At 71.2% G+C, this 16,427-nt stretch carries 16 protein-coding genes; 6 read left to right on the top strand and 10 right to left on the bottom strand.

Annotation, left to right across the window (positions count from 1 at the left end):
- Positions 1-104: 104 nt before the first annotated feature.
- Positions 105-728 carry a DUF6518 family protein gene (locus tag ASF17_RS04095; RefSeq protein WP_156357305.1) on the bottom strand — a complete coding sequence of 208 codons (624 nt, stop codon included), beginning with the start codon at positions 726-728 and terminating at the stop codon, positions 105-107.
- Positions 729-896: 168 nt separating this feature from the next.
- Here ASF17_RS04095 and ASF17_RS04090 point away from each other — a divergent pair, with 168 nt between their 5' ends.
- The 3 genes from ASF17_RS04090 (at position 897) to ASF17_RS04080 (ending at position 4,816) form a co-directional block, all read left to right on the top strand.
- Positions 897-2,873, top strand: a complete 1,977-nt coding sequence (locus tag ASF17_RS04090; RefSeq protein ID WP_055795697.1) for a BCCT family transporter — start codon at positions 897-899, stop codon at positions 2,871-2,873.
- A 129-nt stretch (positions 2,874-3,002) separates the two neighbouring features.
- Positions 3,003-3,524, top strand: coding sequence for a helix-turn-helix domain-containing protein (locus ASF17_RS04085; RefSeq protein WP_055795695.1), 522 nt, complete (start codon positions 3,003-3,005; stop codon positions 3,522-3,524).
- Positions 3,521-4,816, top strand: coding sequence for an MFS transporter (locus ASF17_RS04080; protein ID WP_055795693.1), 1,296 nt, complete (start codon positions 3,521-3,523; stop codon positions 4,814-4,816). Before ASF17_RS04085 ends, ASF17_RS04080 begins: the two co-directional genes overlap by 4 nt.
- A 206-nt stretch (positions 4,817-5,022) precedes the next feature.
- Here the strand turns inward: ASF17_RS04080 and ASF17_RS04075 are convergent, their stop codons facing one another.
- From ASF17_RS04075 to ASF17_RS04065, 3 genes are all read right to left on the bottom strand, one after another.
- Positions 5,023-6,054: an SDR family oxidoreductase gene (locus ASF17_RS04075; protein ID WP_055795690.1), complete on the bottom strand. Its 1,032-nt coding sequence runs from the start codon at positions 6,052-6,054 to the stop codon at positions 5,023-5,025.
- A gap of 65 nt (positions 6,055-6,119) precedes the next feature.
- Positions 6,120-8,021 carry an ABC transporter ATP-binding protein gene (locus ASF17_RS04070; RefSeq protein WP_055795688.1) on the bottom strand — a complete coding sequence of 634 codons (1,902 nt, stop codon included), beginning with the start codon at positions 8,019-8,021 and terminating at the stop codon, positions 6,120-6,122.
- 89 nt (positions 8,022-8,110) lie between these two features.
- A complete protein-coding gene (locus ASF17_RS04065) occupies positions 8,111-8,494 on the bottom strand; it encodes a MerR family transcriptional regulator (RefSeq protein ID WP_055795686.1) in 384 nt (127 codons plus the stop codon).
- A gap of 203 nt (positions 8,495-8,697) precedes the next feature.
- Here ASF17_RS04065 and ASF17_RS04060 point away from each other — a divergent pair, with 203 nt between their 5' ends.
- A complete protein-coding gene (locus ASF17_RS04060) occupies positions 8,698-10,221 on the top strand; it encodes a SulP family inorganic anion transporter (RefSeq protein ID WP_055795683.1) in 1,524 nt (507 codons plus the stop codon).
- Positions 10,222-10,298: 77 nt separating this feature from the next.
- On the opposite strand, the gene ASF17_RS04055 is transcribed toward ASF17_RS04060, so the two are convergent.
- Positions 10,299-10,712 carry a hypothetical protein gene (locus ASF17_RS04055; protein WP_055795681.1) on the bottom strand — a complete coding sequence of 138 codons (414 nt, stop codon included), beginning with the start codon at positions 10,710-10,712 and terminating at the stop codon, positions 10,299-10,301.
- 662 nt (positions 10,713-11,374) lie between these two features.
- Between ASF17_RS04055 and ASF17_RS04045 the strand changes: the two genes are divergently transcribed.
- Entirely contained in the window at positions 11,375-11,761 is a 387-nt protein-coding gene (locus ASF17_RS04045; protein WP_156357304.1) for a hypothetical protein, read from the top strand.
- A 501-nt stretch (positions 11,762-12,262) separates the two neighbouring features.
- On the opposite strand, the gene ASF17_RS04040 is transcribed toward ASF17_RS04045, so the two are convergent.
- The 5 genes from ASF17_RS04040 to ASF17_RS15485 all read right to left on the bottom strand — a co-directional run bounded on the left by ASF17_RS04040 (position 12,263) and on the right by ASF17_RS15485 (position 15,819).
- Positions 12,263-12,826 (bottom strand): lipase chaperone, encoded by a 564-nt coding sequence (locus ASF17_RS04040; protein WP_055795675.1) that lies wholly within the window; start codon positions 12,824-12,826, stop codon positions 12,263-12,265.
- A 42-nt stretch (positions 12,827-12,868) separates the two neighbouring features.
- Positions 12,869-13,576, bottom strand: coding sequence for a DUF4232 domain-containing protein (locus tag ASF17_RS16080; protein ID WP_055795673.1), 708 nt, complete (start codon positions 13,574-13,576; stop codon positions 12,869-12,871).
- A gap of 179 nt (positions 13,577-13,755) precedes the next feature.
- Positions 13,756-14,922: an RtcB family protein gene (locus tag ASF17_RS04030; RefSeq protein ID WP_055795671.1), complete on the bottom strand. Its 1,167-nt coding sequence runs from the start codon at positions 14,920-14,922 to the stop codon at positions 13,756-13,758.
- Between the two features lie 135 nt (positions 14,923-15,057).
- Positions 15,058-15,192, bottom strand: a complete 135-nt coding sequence (locus ASF17_RS16075) for a hypothetical protein (RefSeq protein WP_255354989.1) — start codon at positions 15,190-15,192, stop codon at positions 15,058-15,060.
- Positions 15,193-15,672: 480 nt separating this feature from the next.
- Entirely contained in the window at positions 15,673-15,819 is a 147-nt protein-coding gene (locus ASF17_RS15485; RefSeq protein WP_156357303.1) for a hypothetical protein, read from the bottom strand.
- A 398-nt stretch (positions 15,820-16,217) separates the two neighbouring features.
- On the opposite strand from ASF17_RS15485, the gene ASF17_RS15935 reads away from it, so the two are divergent.
- Positions 16,218-16,427: hypothetical protein (locus tag ASF17_RS15935; protein ID WP_235476361.1), on the top strand; the 210-nt coding region annotated here is incomplete at its 3' end.

The raw sequence follows: 16,427 nt of genomic DNA, 5'->3' as shown, positions 1-16,427 counted from the left end.
GTGCTCGGCCACAGTACTCCGCGTTCCTCCCGGACGCCGCGCCTCCGATGGGGTCCGCTTCCGCACCCGCGAGGGAACGGCCCGTCACGGATCGTTCCGGCCGGTCAGAGGGCGCTGAAGAGCGCCGCGAACAGGGCGGCGCCCACGATCGTCAGGCCGACCGCGAGCCCCCGGTCGCGCCGGGCCGCGAGGAGGCGGCTCGCCGTCCAGGCGAGGAAGCCGAGGCCGACGGCGATGCTCAGCACCCAGTAGAGCCACCCCGTCGTCTCGACGACCCGGAGGAGCCCCCAGGCGCCGTCGCCGATCATGACCGCCGCGAACACCGCGGCCCCCACCGCCCGCCGCACGCCCGAGGCGGAACGCCACCAGAGCCCCGCCAGCCCGATGACCGGGCCCGCGAGCGACGCCACGACGAAGAAGAAGTCGCCGGGCCCGTAGGAGTCCGGGAATCCGCGGAGGGTCGACACGATCGCATAGCCCTGGAGGAGAGCATGGAAGACGACGAGTCCGACGCCCGCGGCGACCCACCAGGGGCGGGCGCTCGACCACCGCGTAGAGACCACGACCACGGCGAAGGCCAGCAGCGTCCACCCGCTGTTCGAGTTCGCGAACGAGCGGAGCCCGTCGGGCAGGTGCTGCTGCGCGAACGAGGTCGCTCCCCCGAGGAGCAGACCGACGGCCGCGGCGAGCGACCACCAGACGAGGGCGTGGCCGAGGCGTCGTGTCATGTCACCAGGATCGCGGGAGAGCGTCGTGATCGCGTCGGTCTCGAGGACCACCGGCCCGCCGGGAGGATGACATCGGGGCGGATCCCGGTCGCTTCTCAGGGCTCGCCGCCGGTCCGCTCGGCCACCTCGATTAGACGTTTCCCTTCGCATCACGGACAATTTCATCTCATGCAAGGAAACGAGCAGGCCCCGAAACCGACCGATCCGACCGGCGCGAACCCGCATGAACGCACCGCCGGAGGCGCCCGACGCCTCGTCCGTGACCTCACCGAACCACCGCCCGTCGGCGTCCACCCGGCCCTCATACCCGGTCTCGGCGTCGAGCAGACCGGTCGCGTGTTCCGCACCGATCGGGTCGTCTTCGGCGTCGCGATCCTCTTCACGGTCGCGTTCCTCGCCTGGGGCGTCCTCGGCGGCGACAGCCTCGCCTCGACGGCGACGGCCGTGCTCGGCTGGATCATCGAGTACACCGGATGGTTCTTCACCTCGATCGCGACCGTGATCCTCGTCTTCATGCTCTGGGTCGGCTTCGGCCGCTTCGGTCGCATCCGCCTCGGCCGCGACGACGAGGCCCCCGAGTTCTCGATGTTCTCGTGGATCTCGATGCTGTTCGCCGCCGGGATGGGCATCGGCCTCGTCTTCTGGGGCGCCGCCGAGCCGCTGACGTTCTTCGAGAGCCCGCCGCCGGGCACCGACGAGGCCGAGACCGTCGAGGCGATGCACACGGCCCTGACGCAGGTCCTGTACCACTGGGGTCCGCAGGCGTGGTCGTTCTACGCCCTGATCGGCGGGGCGATCGCCTACGGCGCCTACCGTCGTGGCCGGACGCCGCTGATCTCCTCGATCTTCGCCTCGCTGCTCGGCGAGGACCGCACCCAGGGCCCCATCGGCAAGACCATCGACATCTTCGCGATCATCGTGACGCTCTTCGGCACGGCGGCCTCGCTCGGTCTCGGCGCCCTCCAGATCGGCCACGGAGTCGAGCTGATCAGCGGCATAGGCCAGGCCGGCAACGCCCTGCTCGTCGGGGTCATCACCGTGCTCACGATCGCGTTCATCATCTCCGCCGTCTCGGGCGTCTCGCGGGGCATCCAGGCGCTGTCGAACATCAACACCGTCGTCGCGCTCCTGCTGGCGCTGTTCGTCTTCTTCGTCGGACCGTCGATGCTGATCCTCAACGTCATCCCGTCGGTCGCCGCGCAGTTCGTCGGCGATCTGCCGATGATGATCGGCCGCTCCGGTTCGCAGGGCGAGGAGGCGCAGGCGTTCCTCTCCAGCTGGACGATCTTCTACTGGGCCTGGTGGATCTCGTGGTCCCCCTTCGTCGGCATGTTCATCGCCAAGATCTCGCGCGGCCGCACCCTGCGCCAGTTCGTCTCGGTCGTCGTGGTCGTCCCGTCGATCGTGTCGTTCATCTGGTTCGCCATCTTCGGCGTCACCGCCATCGATCAGCGGATGAACGACGCGCCGCTGCCCAGCAGCCCTCCGGAGGAGGTCCTGTTCGGCATGCTCGGCAGCCTGCCGCTGGCCGGTGTCACGACGGTGATCGCCGCGGTGCTCGTCGCCATCTTCTTCATCACCGGAGCCGACTCGGCCTCGCTGGTCATGGGCACCCTGTCGCAGCAGGGCCGCCCCGAGCCGTCGCGCTGGGTGACGGTGACCTGGGGTGTCCTCGTCGGGGCCATCGCGGCGGTGCTGCTCGTCGCGGGAGGTGAGGACGGGGCGGGTCTCAGCGCGCTGCAGAACGTCACGATCATCGCGGCGCTGCCGTTCGCGATCATCATGGCGTTCATCATGATCGCGTTCACGAAGGACCTCCGTCGTGACCCGCTCATCCTCCGCGACGAGTACGCCGAACGCGTCGTGCGGCACAGCGTCCGCAACGGCCTCGAGGAGTACGGCGACGACTTCGCGCTCGTCCCCGCCGCCTACGACCACTCGCAGGACGATCTGGCCTGGGTCGAGCACGAGCCCGACGAGGCGCTCAGCGCTTCGTACGCCGCGGCCGAGGCCGAGGCGACGACCGACGCGGACGCGACGGCCAAGTCCGAGTCCGAGTCCGAGTCCGAGTCCGACGCGACCGTGGCCGAGGGGGCCGCACCCGGCAGCAGCGCGGACGACCGGACAGGCCGCGACCGCACCTGATCCGTTCGCACCGCCGCACCATCCCCCGAGGCGCCCCGCTCGACAGCCGAGCGGGGCGCCTCCTCGTCTCCCGCCACGACCCCCAAAGAGACATTTGACGGTCGGCCGGCGAGCGCCCACGATTGCCGCATGTCCGACCTCGACGAATTGCGCGCCACCGCTCACCCGATCCGCCTCCGCCTCCTCTCGCTCCTGACGGGGGCGGCCATGAGCGCCGCCGAGTCCGGACGCGAGCTGGGGGTCTCGCAGGCGACCGCGAGCTACCACCTGCGCGTCCTCGAGCGCGTCGGGCTCGTGACCGTCGTCGACGTGGTGCGGATCCGGGGCGGCGACGCGAAGCGCTACCGGCATCTGTCGTCGGCGCGGCCGTTCCCGCCCGAGCCGACTCCGGCCGTCGCGGGCGACGACCTGCGTGCCGAATACGTCGAGGCTCTCGTCGACGAGCTCCGTCGGCGCTCGCGCCTCAGGACCGGAGGGCACCAGATCTCGACCGACGCCGAGCTGTGGGTCGACCCCGAGACCTGGCGTCGCGTCGTCCATCACGTGGGCCAGGCGTCGTCCCTCCTGCACGCGGCGGCGCAGCCCCCGCGCACGCCGGGCACGCGGCCCGTGTCGATGACGGCGGCGCTGTTCCCGATGAGGCGACGATGACCGGAGACCGAGGAGGCGCCTCCTCGGCTCCCGGAACCGCCGGCGCGCGAGGCGGTCCCCTCGCGCATCGCGCCTTCCGGTGGCTGCTCGCCGCGCGGACGACCAGCATCCTCGGCAACTCCGTCGCACCCATCGCGCTGGCCTTCGCCGTGCTCGACCTCACGGGCTCGGCGGCCGACCTGGGCCTCGTCGTCGCCGCCCGGTCGATCGCGAACGTGGCGGTGCTGCTGCTCGGCGGCGTGATCGCCGACCGGCTGCCGCGCGACGTCGTGCTCGTGGGAGCCTCCCTGGCGGCCGCGGCGACCCAGGCCGTGGTCGCCGCGCTCGTCATCACCGGGGCGGCGACGATCCCGCTGCTCGTGGTGTTGAGCGTGCTGAACGGAGCGGTCGCCGCCGTCAGCCTGCCGGCGGCCGCGGCGCTGGTGCCCGAGACGGTTCCGCCGGCGCTGCTGCGACCGGCGAACGCGCTCCTCCGGCTGGGACTGAGCACGGGCGGCATCCTCGGCGCCTCCGCCGGAGCCGGTCTCGTCGCCGTCGTCGGACCGGGGTGGGGGCTCGCCGTCGACGCGGCGGGCTTCGCCGTGGCCGGCGCCCTCTTCGCGCGACTGCGACTGCCCGCGGCGGCTCGCCCGGTCTCGGAGGGCGGAGGGCCGACGACGGTGCTCGCCGACCTGCGCGAGGGCTGGCACGAGTTCACCCGCCGCTCGTGGGTGTGGATCGTGGTCGCGCAGTTCGCCGTCCTCAACGCCGCCTTCGTCGGAGCGACGACGGTGCTCGGCCCCGTCGTCGCCGACGAGTCGTTCGGGCGCGCCGCCTGGGGCCTCGTCGTCGCAGCCCAGACCGTCGGCCTGGCCGTCGGGGCGCTCGTGGCCCTCCGCTGGCGCCCGCGCCGGGCACTGGCCGTCGGGGTGGGGCTCATGGCCGTGACCGCGGTGCCGGTCGCGACCCTCGGGCTGGCTCCCGCCCTGCCGGTGCTCGTCGCGGCCTTCCTGCTCGGGGGCGTCGCCCTCGAGATCTTCGCCATCTCGTGGGATCAGTCGCTGCAGACCCGCATCCCCCGGGAGGCGCTGGCCCGGGTGTACTCGTACGACATGGTCGGCTCGTTCGTCGCCATCCCCCTCGGCGAGATCCTCGTGGGCCCGGCCGCGCACGTGTTCGGCGCGCGGTCGACGCTCGTCGCGTGCGCACTCGTCATCGTCCTCGCGACCGCGGCAGCGCTCTCGGCACCGAGCGTGCGACGCCTCCGCGCCGACGTGCCGGACGCGGCGGTCCGAGAGGCATCCGCGGGGTGATGATCGGATGCCGAGCGGGTTCCGTCGACGCCTCTGTACGAATTGCGAGGGACGTTCACGGCCACGTCGACAACCCGAGGTCCATGCGTTGTAATCATCCAGGGAGGCGCGCGGTTCACGCGCCGGAACGGCCTCGGTTTCGGGACCGACCGTCCACCCCGACCGGCCACCGCGACGGCTCTGATCCCCGTCGCGTCGGCCGTGTCTCACTCGCCGGTGCCGAGGGGGTCCTCTCCCTCTCCGCCGAAGCCGCGAGCGCCCGCGAGGAGGCGGTCGAAGGCCCGTTCCGCCGCCGGGTCGGTCTCGCGACGTGACGAGTCGTCGTCGAACCACTCGATGATCTCGCGAGCGCCCGTGGCCCACGACGTCGTCGCCTGCCAGCCGGGGACGAACGCCTTGACCTTCGAGTTGTCGAACACGACCGAGTGCGCCTTGTCGCCGAGGAGCCCCGGGCCCCACTCGGGCTCGACGACGGCGACGCTCTCGCTCGCCACGTGGACGAGCCTCGGGTCGTCGACCCCGGCCGCGGCGGCGAGGGTCGTGTAGATCTGGTCCCACGGCAGGGCCTCGTCGGAGGTGATGTGGAACACGTCGCCGACCGCGGCCGGGAGTCCCAGCAGTCCGACGAACGCCCGTGCGAAGTCGGCGTGATGCGTGAGGGTCCAGAGCGACGTCCCGTCGCCCGGGACGACGACCTCGAGGCCGCGGCGCATCCGGTCGACGACGGTCCAGCCGCCGGTGACGGGGAGGGAGGTGCGGTCGTAGGTGTGCGAGGGCCGGATGATCGTGACCGGGAAGCCCTGATCGCGGTAGGCGCCGACGAGGAGGTCCTCGCAGGCGATCTTGTCGCGGGAGTACTGCCAGAACGGGTTGCGCAGCGGCGACGACTCGCGGATCGGCAGCGCGGCGACCGGCTTCTGATAGGCCGACGCCGAACTGATGAACACGTACTGGCCGGTGCGACCGGTGAAGAGGTCGATGTCGGCCTGCACCTGGTCGGGGGTGAAGGCGACGAAGTCGACGACGACGTCGAACGACCGGTCGCCGAGGGCCCAGCGGATCGAGGCCGGATCCGCGACGTCGCCGGTCAGCACCTCGACCCCGGGAGGCGCGGGTCGGAGCGAGGACGACCCCCGATTGAGCAGGGTGACTTCGTGACCGAGCTCGACGGCTCGGACGGCGGCCGCCGAGCTGATGATGCCGGTGCCGCCGATGAACAGGACTGTCAGCGCTGACATGGTCTTCTTTCTTCGAGGAGGATCAGCCCAGTCTGCTCGCTCCCCGCCGCGGCTGGGGCTCGGGGCTACGACCCGCTCCGCGCCTCCTCGTCGGCCGCGACGTTCTTCTGCACGGCGAACTGGGTCCGGTGCAGCTCCTCGTAGCGCCCCTCCGCGGCGAGCAGCTCCTCGTGCGTGCCGCGCTCGATGATCGAGCCGTCCTCGATCACGAGGATCTGATCGGCGCTGCGGATGGTGGAGAGACGGTGCGCGATCACCATCGCCGTCCGGCCCTCGAGCGCCTCGCTGAGCGCGGCCTGCACGGCGGCCTCCGACGTCGAGTCGAGCGCGGCGGTCGCCTCGTCGAGGATGACGACCCGCGGCTGGGCGAGCAGGAGCCTCGCGATGGTCATCCGCTGGCGCTCTCCCCCGGACAGCCGGTAGCCGCGCTCGCCCACCATGGTGTCCAGCTGATCGGGCAGCGACCGGATGAGCGGTTCGAGGCGGGCGCGGCGGACGGCGTCCCAGACCTCGTCCTCGGACGCCTCGGGCCTCGCGAGGCGCAGGTTGGACAGGATGGTCTCGTGGAACAGGTGGCCGTCCTGCGTCACCATCCCGAGGGTGTGGCGCATCGAGGCGAAGGTCACGTCGCGCACGTCCGTCCCCGCGAGCCGCACCGCGCCGCCGTCGACGTCGTACAGGCGCGAGAGCAGCTGCGCGATCGTCGACTTGCCGGCACCGGACGTGCCGACGAGGGCGACGGTCTGCCCCGGCTCGATGCGGAACGACACGCCGTGCAGCACCTCCTCACCGCCGCGGGTGTCGAGCGTCGCGACCTCCTCGAGCGAGGCGAGCGACACCTTGTCGGCGGACGGGTACGCGAAGCGGACGTCGTCGAACTCGACGCTCACCGGGCCCTCGGGGACGGAGGCGGCGTCGGGCTTCTCGCGGATGAGCGGCTCCAGGTCGAGCACCTCGAAGACGCGCTCGAAGCTGACCACGGCGCTCATGATCTCCACCCGCGCGTTCGCGAGACCGGTGAGGGGCACGTACAGGCGGGTGAGGAGGAGAGCCAGGGTGACCACCTCGCCCGTGTCGAGCTGGTCGGCGAGCGCGAGGGCACCGCCGAGCCCGTAGACGAGCGCCAGGGCGAGGGCGGAGACGAGGGTCAACGCGGTGACGAAGACGAACTGCAGGAGCGCGGTCCGGACCCCGATGTCGCGGACGCGGGCGGCGCGGACGCGGAACTCCGCCGACTCCTCGTCCGGGCGGCCGAAGAGCTTGACGAGGGTGGCTCCGGGCGCCGAGAAGCGCTCGGTCATCTGGGTGCTCATGGCGGAGTTGTGATCGGCGGCCTCGCGGCGCAGGGCGGCGAGACGGCTGCCCATGCGGCGCGCGGGCACGAGGAAGATCGGGAGCATGACGACCGCGAGCACCGTCACGAGCCAGGACGTGCTGAGCATGACGCTCAAGGTGAGGACCAGCGCCACGAGGTTCGTGACCACCCCCGACAGCGTGCCGCTGAAGGCCTGCTGCGCACCGATCACGTCGTTGTTGAGACGGCTCACGAGGGCGCCCGTCCGCGTGCGCGTGAAGAACGCGATCGGCATCTTCTGCACGTGGTCGAACACGGCGGTGCGGAGGTCGAGGATCACGCCCTCGCCGATCCGTGCCGAGTACCAGCGCGTCACGAGCGACACGGCGGCGTCGGCCACGGCCACGAGGGCGATGACGACCGCGAGCCGGACGATCGTGGAGACCGCGCCGCGGGCGACGATCACGTCGACCACCCGACCGGCGAGGACCGGCGTCGCGACCGCGAGGAACGCGCCCACGACGGAGAGGATGATGAAGACCACCAGCTTGGAGCGGTACGGCACGGCGAACGTCATGATCCGGCGGACGGACTCGCGGGAGAAGCCGTGATCGCCGTCTCGGGCGGTCGAGATCTTGTAGAGCGAGCTCCAGGCCGCGCCTTCCATGCTCATGGCGGTTCCTTCCGTGGGTGCCCCGGGCCCAACCTAGACCGTGCTCGCAGGACATCCGCCGCCACGACCAGGTGACGCCCGGCCGAGCGTCAGCGGGTGCGGAGGAGCTCCACGAATTCGTCGGCCATGTCGAGCTGACGGCGCAGCTTCTCCCGCCGCTCGACCGCCTGCTCGATGAAGCCGGTCAGTCCGGCCCGCAGCTCCGATCGATCGGTGCCGTCGGGGTCCTCCTCGAGTGCGTCGATGATGCGCAGGAGGTCGGCCATCTCGTCGAGACTGAAGCCGAGAGGCTTCATCCGCCGGATCAGGATGAGCCGGTCGTAGTCGGTCTCGGTGTAGAGGCGGAACCCGCCCTCGGTCCGGCCGGAGGCGGACACGAGGCCGATCTCGTCGTAGTGCCGCAGACTCCGCAGCGACATCCCGGACCGCTCGGCGAGTTCGCCGATGTGCATCATGCTGCGCCCGGAGACCATCGGACACCGCCTTTCCAAATCGACCCTTACGTTAGGGTAGAGTTCTGGTCACCGGCTGGACAGCCGGTCGACGTGACCTCCTCCGCCATTCTCCCGCGCTCTCCGGTGCGGTCGAGCAGGCGACGTGCGCGATGACGCGCCCGACCCCCGACATCATCCGATCGGCTCCCACGATGAGAGCCCCGTCTCCGTCAGGAGCCCCCATGACCATCTCCCCCGAAGCGCCCGTCTCGGCCCGGTCTCGCGCCGAGCCCTCGGTGCTGACCGCCCTGCGCAGCCCGAGGATCCTCAGCCGGGAGGTGCTCGCCGGCCTGGTCGTCGCGTTGGCCCTCATCCCCGAGGCGATCTCGTTCTCGATCATCGCCGGCGTCGATCCGCGGGTCGGCCTGTTCTCCTCCTTCGTCATGGCGGTGTCGATCGCGTTCCTCGGAGGCCGGCCGGCGATGATCACCGCGGCGACCGGTGCGATCGCGCTCGTCATCGCCCCGGTCGCGCGCGAGCACGGGGTCGACTACTTCATCGCGACGGTCATCCTCGGCGGGGTCCTCCAGGTCGCGCTGGGCCTGCTCGGCGTGGCGAAGCTCATGCGCTTCATCCCGCGCAGCGTCATGGTCGGCTTCGTCAACGCGCTCGCGATCCTCATCTTCACGGCACAGCTGCCGAACCTCGTCGACGTGCCCTGGATCGTCTACCCGATGGTGGCGGTCGGCATCGGCATCATGGTGTTCGCGCCGCGCCTGACCAGGGTCGTCCCGGCACCGCTGGTGGCGATCGTGCTGCTCACGGCGGCGACCGTGACCGCTGCGATCGCCGTCCCGACCGTCGGCGATCAGGGCGAGCTGCCCGACAGCCTGCCGTCGCTGCTCCTCCCGTCGGTGCCGCTCACCCTCGAGACGTTCACGATCATCGCCCCCTACGCCGTCGCACTGGCGCTCGTCGGGATCCTCGAGTCGCTCATGACCGCCAAGCTCGTCGACGACATCACCGACACCCGCTCCGGCAAGACCCGCGAGACCCTCGGCCAGGGCGGGGCGAACATCCTCTCCGGCCTCTTCGGGGGGATGGGCGGCTGCGCGATGATCGGCCAGACGATGATCAACGTCAAGGCCTCCGGCGCCCGCACCCGCATCTCGACCTTCATGGCGGGCGTCTTCCTGCTGATCCTCGTCGTCGGCCTGGGCGACGTCGTGGCGATGATCCCCATGGCGGCCCTCGTGGCGGTCATGATCATGGTCTCCGTGGGCACCTTCGACTGGCACAGCATCCGGCCGTCGACACTCCGGCGGATGCCGCTCGGCGAGACGATCGTCATGGCGCTCACGGTCGCCGTGGTCGTGATCACGCACAACCTCGCGATCGGCGTCGTGCTCGGCGTCGTGGCCGCGATGATCGTCTTCGCCCACCGGGTGGCGCACCTCGCGACGGTCGAGCGGACGCTCGCGACGAACGACGAGGGCGACGGCCGAGCCCGCTACACGGTCACCGGCGCGCTGTTCTTCGCCTCGAGCAACGACCTCACCACCCGGTTCGAGTACGCCGACGACCCGGAGGACGTCGTCATCGACCTCTCCGGCTCGCACATCTGGGACGCCTCCACCGTGGCAGCGCTCGATGCGATCACGACCAGGTACGACCGGCACGGCAAACACGCCGTCATCGAGGGCATGAACGAGGCCTCCCGCGGGATGCACGCCCGCCTCGCCGGCGAGCTCGGCGCCGGGCACTGAGCCCGGTCACCTCGTCCCTGACGAGGTCCGCGGACCCGTCCGGCATCGCGCTCGACACGGGGCGGGGGCGGGACCGCCTACCGGGCGGACGGGAAGCGCTTCTCGAGCAGCAGCGCCAGCCTGTCGAGGTCGCCGCGGACGGCGTCGGCGTCGGCCTGGAACTCGGCCTCGGACATGCCGTCGCGGCGGAACAGGGTGAAGATCGCCTCACTGCCGCCATCGTTGGCGACGACCCGGAAGGCGTTCCGCACGACCGTCCCATCCGGCAGGGTCACGTCGTGATCGAGGATCCCCGACGCGACCGGGCCGGTGAAGGCCACCTCGACGACGCCCATGGGCGAGTCCGTGAACCATCGCCCGTCCTCCTCTCGGATGCCGGCGCTGAGACCGGCCGCCCAGAGGGGGAGATCCTCCGGATGCCCGGCGACCCCGGACACCGTCTCGACGTCATGGTCGAAGGGTCGCGAGATGTGCACGGCGGGCCAGGTCATGGCGGGAAGCTAGCACCCGGCACCCGGAAGCGCACGGTCGTGCAGGCACTCGCCCGACGACACCGATCCAGTGTCGTGATCGAGCGGACGATGCTCGGACTGATGGTGCCGTTGACGATGTCGACCCTGTTCACCGTTTGACATGCGCCTCATGCGGGAGTTCTCTGATGTGCATGGACTCCGAGGGCCGGGACCCAGGCTCGGACATCGTCATCCGGCCGCTGCGACTCGCCAGACGGATGGGTCTCGGGGTGGCTCTGTTCCTGATCGTCGCCGGAGGGGTCTCGATCTGGCAGGGCACCTGGGTCTCCCCGGGCTGGCCTCAGACCGTCACGGGAGCCTCAGCAGCAGTCATCGGAGTCGTGGCGGCGATTCGCAACCACCGGGTGCGGATCGTCCTCCGTCACGACGAGATGGTCGTCTACGGCCACCTGTGGTCACGGAGCGTGCCTCGCGCCTCCATCACATCGATAACGCCCTGGCCGTCCGTGAAGTGGACTGATTCTCGTGGGCGAGAACGTTCGACACCGGTCACCCCGCTCTTCACCGGCCGCGATGCCGCCCCGGAACTCGCCGAGCACGCGCTCAGAGGACGGAAGACATTGCACGAGTGGGCAGGGCTGGTGACCTAATCTCATCGTGTGACGATCAGATTCCGGCTGGTGACTCCTGTATTCGCTGCGGCGCTGGTGCTCGCATCCGCTTCGTGCACGAGCGACTCGGCGCCCCCGCCCACCACCCCCTCGGCTTCGGCCACTCCGCAGAGCGCGACTGACGCGCTTCCGACGCCTGCACCGACGGCCGCGTCCATCGTCGATCGAGGCGAGAGGGAAGGTGCTGCCGGAGTCGTCCGCGAGACTCCGGGCGGCACGCTCGAGTACGTCGCCGTCGCCGGCGACGCCACCAGCGCCGTCTGCGACCGCTTCGACCGGCGCTGGTGGCAGATCTCGCGACCCGCCACCGCCGGCCCCTTCGACTGCAACACCGAGGTCGTGGTGGGCGACGTGCTCGTCCCGACGGACGAACCGCAGAACGGACGCCCCGACTAGCGGAAGGCCAGACCCAGCCGAAGACGCCGACTCCCGACACGACGGGAAGTCCGGACGCGGATCGTCACGGCCGGACGATCACCCCGCGGTCCCCTCGAGGGCGAGTTCGAGACCTCAAGGGAGTGCGGGAACGGCTGACGCCTGAACAGCCCGAGGGAGCGCGACACGCCACATCGCGCAGACCCTGAGGACAGAGGCGGCGGGGCCGGCATCACGTACCCGACGTGGTGGCCCCGCCCGTCGACCGAGGACCCGAATCCCCGATCGACGCTCCCAAACTACGCGCGACAGGTGTCGCCTAGCTGGCAATGCGAGGGGTACAGGGGGTGGCGTCCCCCGTGGTTCGGGCCACGGGGGACGCCTGCCGCGTCGCACGGTGTCGGGCCGACCGTGCGGTGAGTCCGAAGCGCTAGGTGCATCGGGCGACAGCAGTGGACGCTACGCCGCGCGGCGGTGCGCCGCCCATCGGCGTGCGGCCCGGCCGGACCCGGGGGCGACCGATCAGTCCGTCACGGGCGCGACGGCCACGGCGTAGACGGTCGGATCGCCGACGAGGCCGAGGCTGAGGCGAGGCGCATCGGGGCTGCTGTCGTACTCGAAGCTGATCGTCTCATCGGAGCAGGTCGCGTCGGGGGCGTCCGGAGAGGCGGCGTCCTCGGGCTCCGTCAGGTGGACGGTGACGGTCCCGGCGCCGAGGCACGCCACGTCGACGGCGTATCGACCCGCGGGCGCCTCCGGCGCGGACACGGTGAGCCGAGTCGACGTGCTGGGGCCGAGCCCTCCGCTCTGAGCGATCACGCGAGGCGCCCCGCCCTGCGGAGGGAGGGCCGTCGCCGCCCAGTCGGGTATCTCGTCGCGAGGGAGGGGCAGCGCGTCCGAGCCGGCCTCCGCGCCTCCTGAGGGGGTCTCCGATTCCGCCGTCGGCGACGCGGCGACGGAGGGACCGGCGCCGGTCGAGTGCCCGTCGGCGTCTCCGGGCACGCCCGTGCACCCGGAGGCCGCGCCCGCCACGACGACACCGATGACGAGCACGGCGAGGACCCGGGATCGCGATCTGGCGGGCATGGGGGTTCCTCTCGATGGTGCTCGGATCGGGCCGGACGGCGGTCAGGGGCCGGGCTCGATCGCCCCGACCGAGAGCTGCTGCACGTCAGGGGAGGTGCAGGCCGTGAAGAGCCGTCCCCCGGCCTCGATGTACAGCGACGCCGTCGATCCGGGCGGGTAGACGCGGAATCCCTCGCTCTGCTGGGGCTCGCACTCGGCGTCGTCGTAGTTCCCCGCCTGCACCATCGTCAGGATGGCCTGGGCGTAGCCGCCGGGGGCGATCTCTACGGTCGGATGCGCCGTGGAGCGGTCCAGTGTCGCGGAGGCTCCGAGCTGGGTGCCGTCGCCGCCGCCGACGAACGAGACGCCGGGCCATCCCTGCAGCTCGCAGGTGCGGTCGCCGACGTTCGTGAGGATGAGTGCGACGCCGACGCTGCCGGCGGCACCACCGCCTCCGTCGTCGATGCCGCCCTGCAGCTCGTCGACGGTGCAGCGGTCGCCCACGGAGCCTGCCGCCCCGTCGCCGAGGTCTCCCCCGCCTCCGGAGGCCCCGTCAGGGCCGGGCGTCGACGTCACCGGGGCGCTGGGCGCGGGCGCCGGGGCTGGGGTTCCGGATGCCGTGGGCGCCGGTGTCGGTGTCGGTGTCACGGTCTCCGTCGCCGTGACGGTCTCGGTGGGCGGCGCCGCGCCCTCGGAGGTGCAGCCGGCGAGACCGACGACCAGGAGGGCGGCTGACGCGGTGGCGACGAGGGGGCTCAGACGAACACGCATGCCCCTCACCCTGGCACCGGGCCCTGGATCGTCGCTCACCGCACGGGGAATATCCCTCGCACGACGGAGACCGCGCGACCTCCTGCGGGGCCGACCCCGGTTCGCAGGTGTCGGATCATCTCGGTCTCCCAGCCGGAAGAATCCTCGTCCGAGATGACCCGCACCTCCTGCGCGCCCGGCTAGTCGCCCTTGACGTTGACGATCTGGCGCAGCGTGTGCCGGATCGTCACGAGCTCGGCCGCGTCGGCCATGACCTGGTCGATGGGCTTGTACGCCGCGGGGATCTCATCGAGGAACGCGTCGGTGTCGCGGTACTCGATGCCCTCCATCGCGGTGCGGAGCTCGTCGTGCGTGAACTTCCGGCGTGCGGCGCTCCGCGAGTACGCCCGCCCGGCGCCGTGCGGTGACGACTCGAGGGCGACGGGATGACCCTTGCCCTCGACGACGTAGGAGGCGGTGCCCATGCTGCCGGGGATCAGCCCGGCCTGCCCCGCTCGCGCCGAGATGGCGCCCTTGCGGCTGAGCCACACGTCCTTGCCGAAGTGCCGCTCCCGCTGCGTGAAGTTGTGGTGGCAGTTGATCCGCTCCTGCTCCTCCACCGGCGAGCCGACCCAGTCGGTGAACTGGCGCACGACCCGGTCCATCATCTCCTCGCGGTTCAGCAGGGCGAAGCGCTGAGCCCAGCCGAGCTCGGCGATGTACCGGTCGAACTCCGCGGTGCCCTCGACCAGGTAGGCGAGGTCGGGGTCGGGCAGCGTGATCCACCAGCGCTTCATGGCCGCCTGGGCGATCCTGATGTGCGCCTGCGCGATCCTGTTGCCGACGCCCCGGCTGCCCGAGTGCAGGAACAGCCACACCGCATCCGTCTCGTCGAGGCTGACCTCGATGAAGTGGTTGCCGCTGCCCAGCGTGCCGAGCTGCAGCTGCCAGTTGCGGGCGTACGACGCCGGGTCGAAGCCGGACTCGGCGGCCAGCGCCTCGAGCTCCGCGACGCGTGGCTCGGCGGTCGCGACGACCTTGCGGTTGTAGGCGCCGGCCGAGGTCGGCACCGCCCGCTCGATCTGCTCACGCAGGGGCCTGCGGTCGGACGGCAGGTCGTCCGCCGTGAACTGCGTGCGCACGGCGATCATGCCGCAGCCGATGTCGACGCCGACGGCGGCCGGCATGACGGCGCCGAGTGTCGGGATCACCGACCCGACGGTCGCGCCGAGGCCCAGGTGGGCATCGGGCATCAGTGCGAGGTGCGGGTAGATGAACGGCATCGTCGACGTCGTCCTGGCCTGCTGCTCGGTCTTGTCCTCGAGCAGGCTCGCCCAGCTGAACAGCCGGGCAGTGATCTTCTCCATGGTCCTCTCGGTCCTCTGTGGGGTGGGGTGTCGTCGTCCGGGGCGGACGGACGCACGCCGACCCTGCAGTGTCGGTGGATGCGAGAGATGCGCCCCGGCCCTCGTGGGCGCGGGGCGTCGGATGACGCGGGCGGCCTACGAGAGGGTGTCGAGTTCGAGCACGGTGATCTGCTGCTGCTCGGGCAGTGCGTGCTGCGCGAGATAGCGGCTCGGACCGGTGCCCCCGAGGAGGCGCGGTGCACGGATGTCGGTCAGGGTGCGATTCGACACGGTGGAGTCCTCTCTCGGGGTGCTCGACGTCGACGAGGCGACGAACGTGCCGACTGTCGGCACGAGACGAGACAGTACAGCCCGGGCGTGTCGCTGTCCATCGCAGCGCGACGAAGCTCTCATCTGAACGACAGGGCCGGGGACGTCCACCTCCGGCGACAGGTGACCTCGCGACGCCGGCGGCACCTGCGCTTCGTGCTAGTCGCTCCGACCTCGGCGTCTGGGGAGCCGCCGTCCCCGAGCACCGCCCCTCTCAACGGGAGAAGCCCCCTCCCGCACAGAGTGCGAGAGGGGGCCCACCGGGATCACCGGCTCCGCCCGTCAGGGCGGAGCCGGCTCGTCGTCACGGATCCGCCCGGGAGGGTTACTCCGTGGCGACGGTGATCTTCGCGACGCCGACGAGCATCTCGTCCTGGACGGCGTCGGTGTTGAAGGTCTGGTTCAGCAGCGCGGCGGCATCGGGGCTGATGTGCNCGCCGACTACTCGGTCGCGACGGTGATCTTCGCGACGCCGACGAGCATCTCGTCCTGGACGGCGTCGGTGTTGAAGGTCTGGTTCAGCAGCGCGGCGGCATCGGGGCTGATGTGCACCGTGGTGCCCTCGAGGACGGCGTTCGAGCCCTCCATCTGCAGGGGCTTCAGGCTGCCGCCGTAGAGGTTGAACAGGTAAGCGTCCTCGGCGGCGACCTCGCCGTTGGCGGTGACGGTGCCGTAGAGCTTGGACTCGCCCGGGTCGATGCGGAAGTCGGTGAGCTCGACGACGGTGTCGCCGGCGGTCAGCGACAGGCCCGAGCCGTCGTGGTTCGGCGGCGACCTCGCCGTTGGCGGTGACGGTGCCGTAGAGCTTGGACTCGCCCGGGTCGATGCGGAAGTCGGTGAGCTCGACGACGGTGTCGCCGGCGGTCAGCGACAGGCCCGAGCCGTCGTGGTCGATCTCGCCCTGGACGTAGGGGCGCACGTCGGAGGCGGGGTCGTAGTAGTCGACGTTGCCGCCGGTGATCGGGAACGCGAAGGCCCGAGCCGTCGTGGTCGATCTCGCCCTGGACGTAGGGGCGCACGTCGGAGGCGGGGTCGTAGTAGTCGACGTTGCCGCCGGTGATCGGGAACGCGAASGTYCCCGTGGTGGCGTCGAAGGTGCCGTCGCCGACGGGTGCGGGGGTGAGGCCGAGGGTCGTSAGGGCCTCGACGAACGACGCGTCGACGGTGACCTGGGTGTCGACGCCGTTGCTGAGGTC

Origin of the sequence: Frigoribacterium sp. Leaf263 (genome assembly GCF_001422285.1) — a bacterium.
GTDB lineage: Bacteria > Actinomycetota > Actinomycetes > Actinomycetales > Microbacteriaceae > Frigoribacterium.
This window is presented reverse-complemented; position numbering and strand designations above follow the sequence as displayed.

Coding starts and splice junctions, on each gene's coding strand:
- ASF17_RS04095 (WP_156357305.1), bottom strand. CDS start 728: ATGACACGACGCCTCGGCCACGCCCTCGTCTGGTGGTCGCTCGCCGCG.
- ASF17_RS04090 (WP_055795697.1), top strand. CDS start 897: ATGCAAGGAAACGAGCAGGCCCCGAAACCGACCGATCCGACCGGCGCG.
- ASF17_RS04085 (WP_055795695.1), top strand. CDS start 3,003: ATGTCCGACCTCGACGAATTGCGCGCCACCGCTCACCCGATCCGCCTC.
- ASF17_RS04080 (WP_055795693.1), top strand. CDS start 3,521: ATGACCGGAGACCGAGGAGGCGCCTCCTCGGCTCCCGGAACCGCCGGC.
- ASF17_RS04075 (WP_055795690.1), bottom strand. CDS start 6,054: ATGTCAGCGCTGACAGTCCTGTTCATCGGCGGCACCGGCATCATCAGC.
- ASF17_RS04070 (WP_055795688.1), bottom strand. CDS start 8,021: ATGAGCATGGAAGGCGCGGCCTGGAGCTCGCTCTACAAGATCTCGACC.
- ASF17_RS04065 (WP_055795686.1), bottom strand. CDS start 8,494: ATGGTCTCCGGGCGCAGCATGATGCACATCGGCGAACTCGCCGAGCGG.
- ASF17_RS04060 (WP_055795683.1), top strand. CDS start 8,698: ATGACCATCTCCCCCGAAGCGCCCGTCTCGGCCCGGTCTCGCGCCGAG.
- ASF17_RS04055 (WP_055795681.1), bottom strand. CDS start 10,712: ATGACCTGGCCCGCCGTGCACATCTCGCGACCCTTCGACCATGACGTC.
- ASF17_RS04040 (WP_055795675.1), bottom strand. CDS start 12,826: ATGCCCGCCAGATCGCGATCCCGGGTCCTCGCCGTGCTCGTCATCGGT.
- ASF17_RS16080 (WP_055795673.1), bottom strand. CDS start 13,576: ATGCGTGTTCGTCTGAGCCCCCTCGTCGCCACCGCGTCAGCCGCCCTC.
- ASF17_RS04030 (WP_055795671.1), bottom strand. CDS start 14,922: ATGGAGAAGATCACTGCCCGGCTGTTCAGCTGGGCGAGCCTGCTCGAG.
- ASF17_RS15485 (WP_156357303.1), bottom strand. CDS start 15,819: ATGGAGGGCTCGAACGCCGTCCTCGAGGGCACCACGGTGCACATCAGC.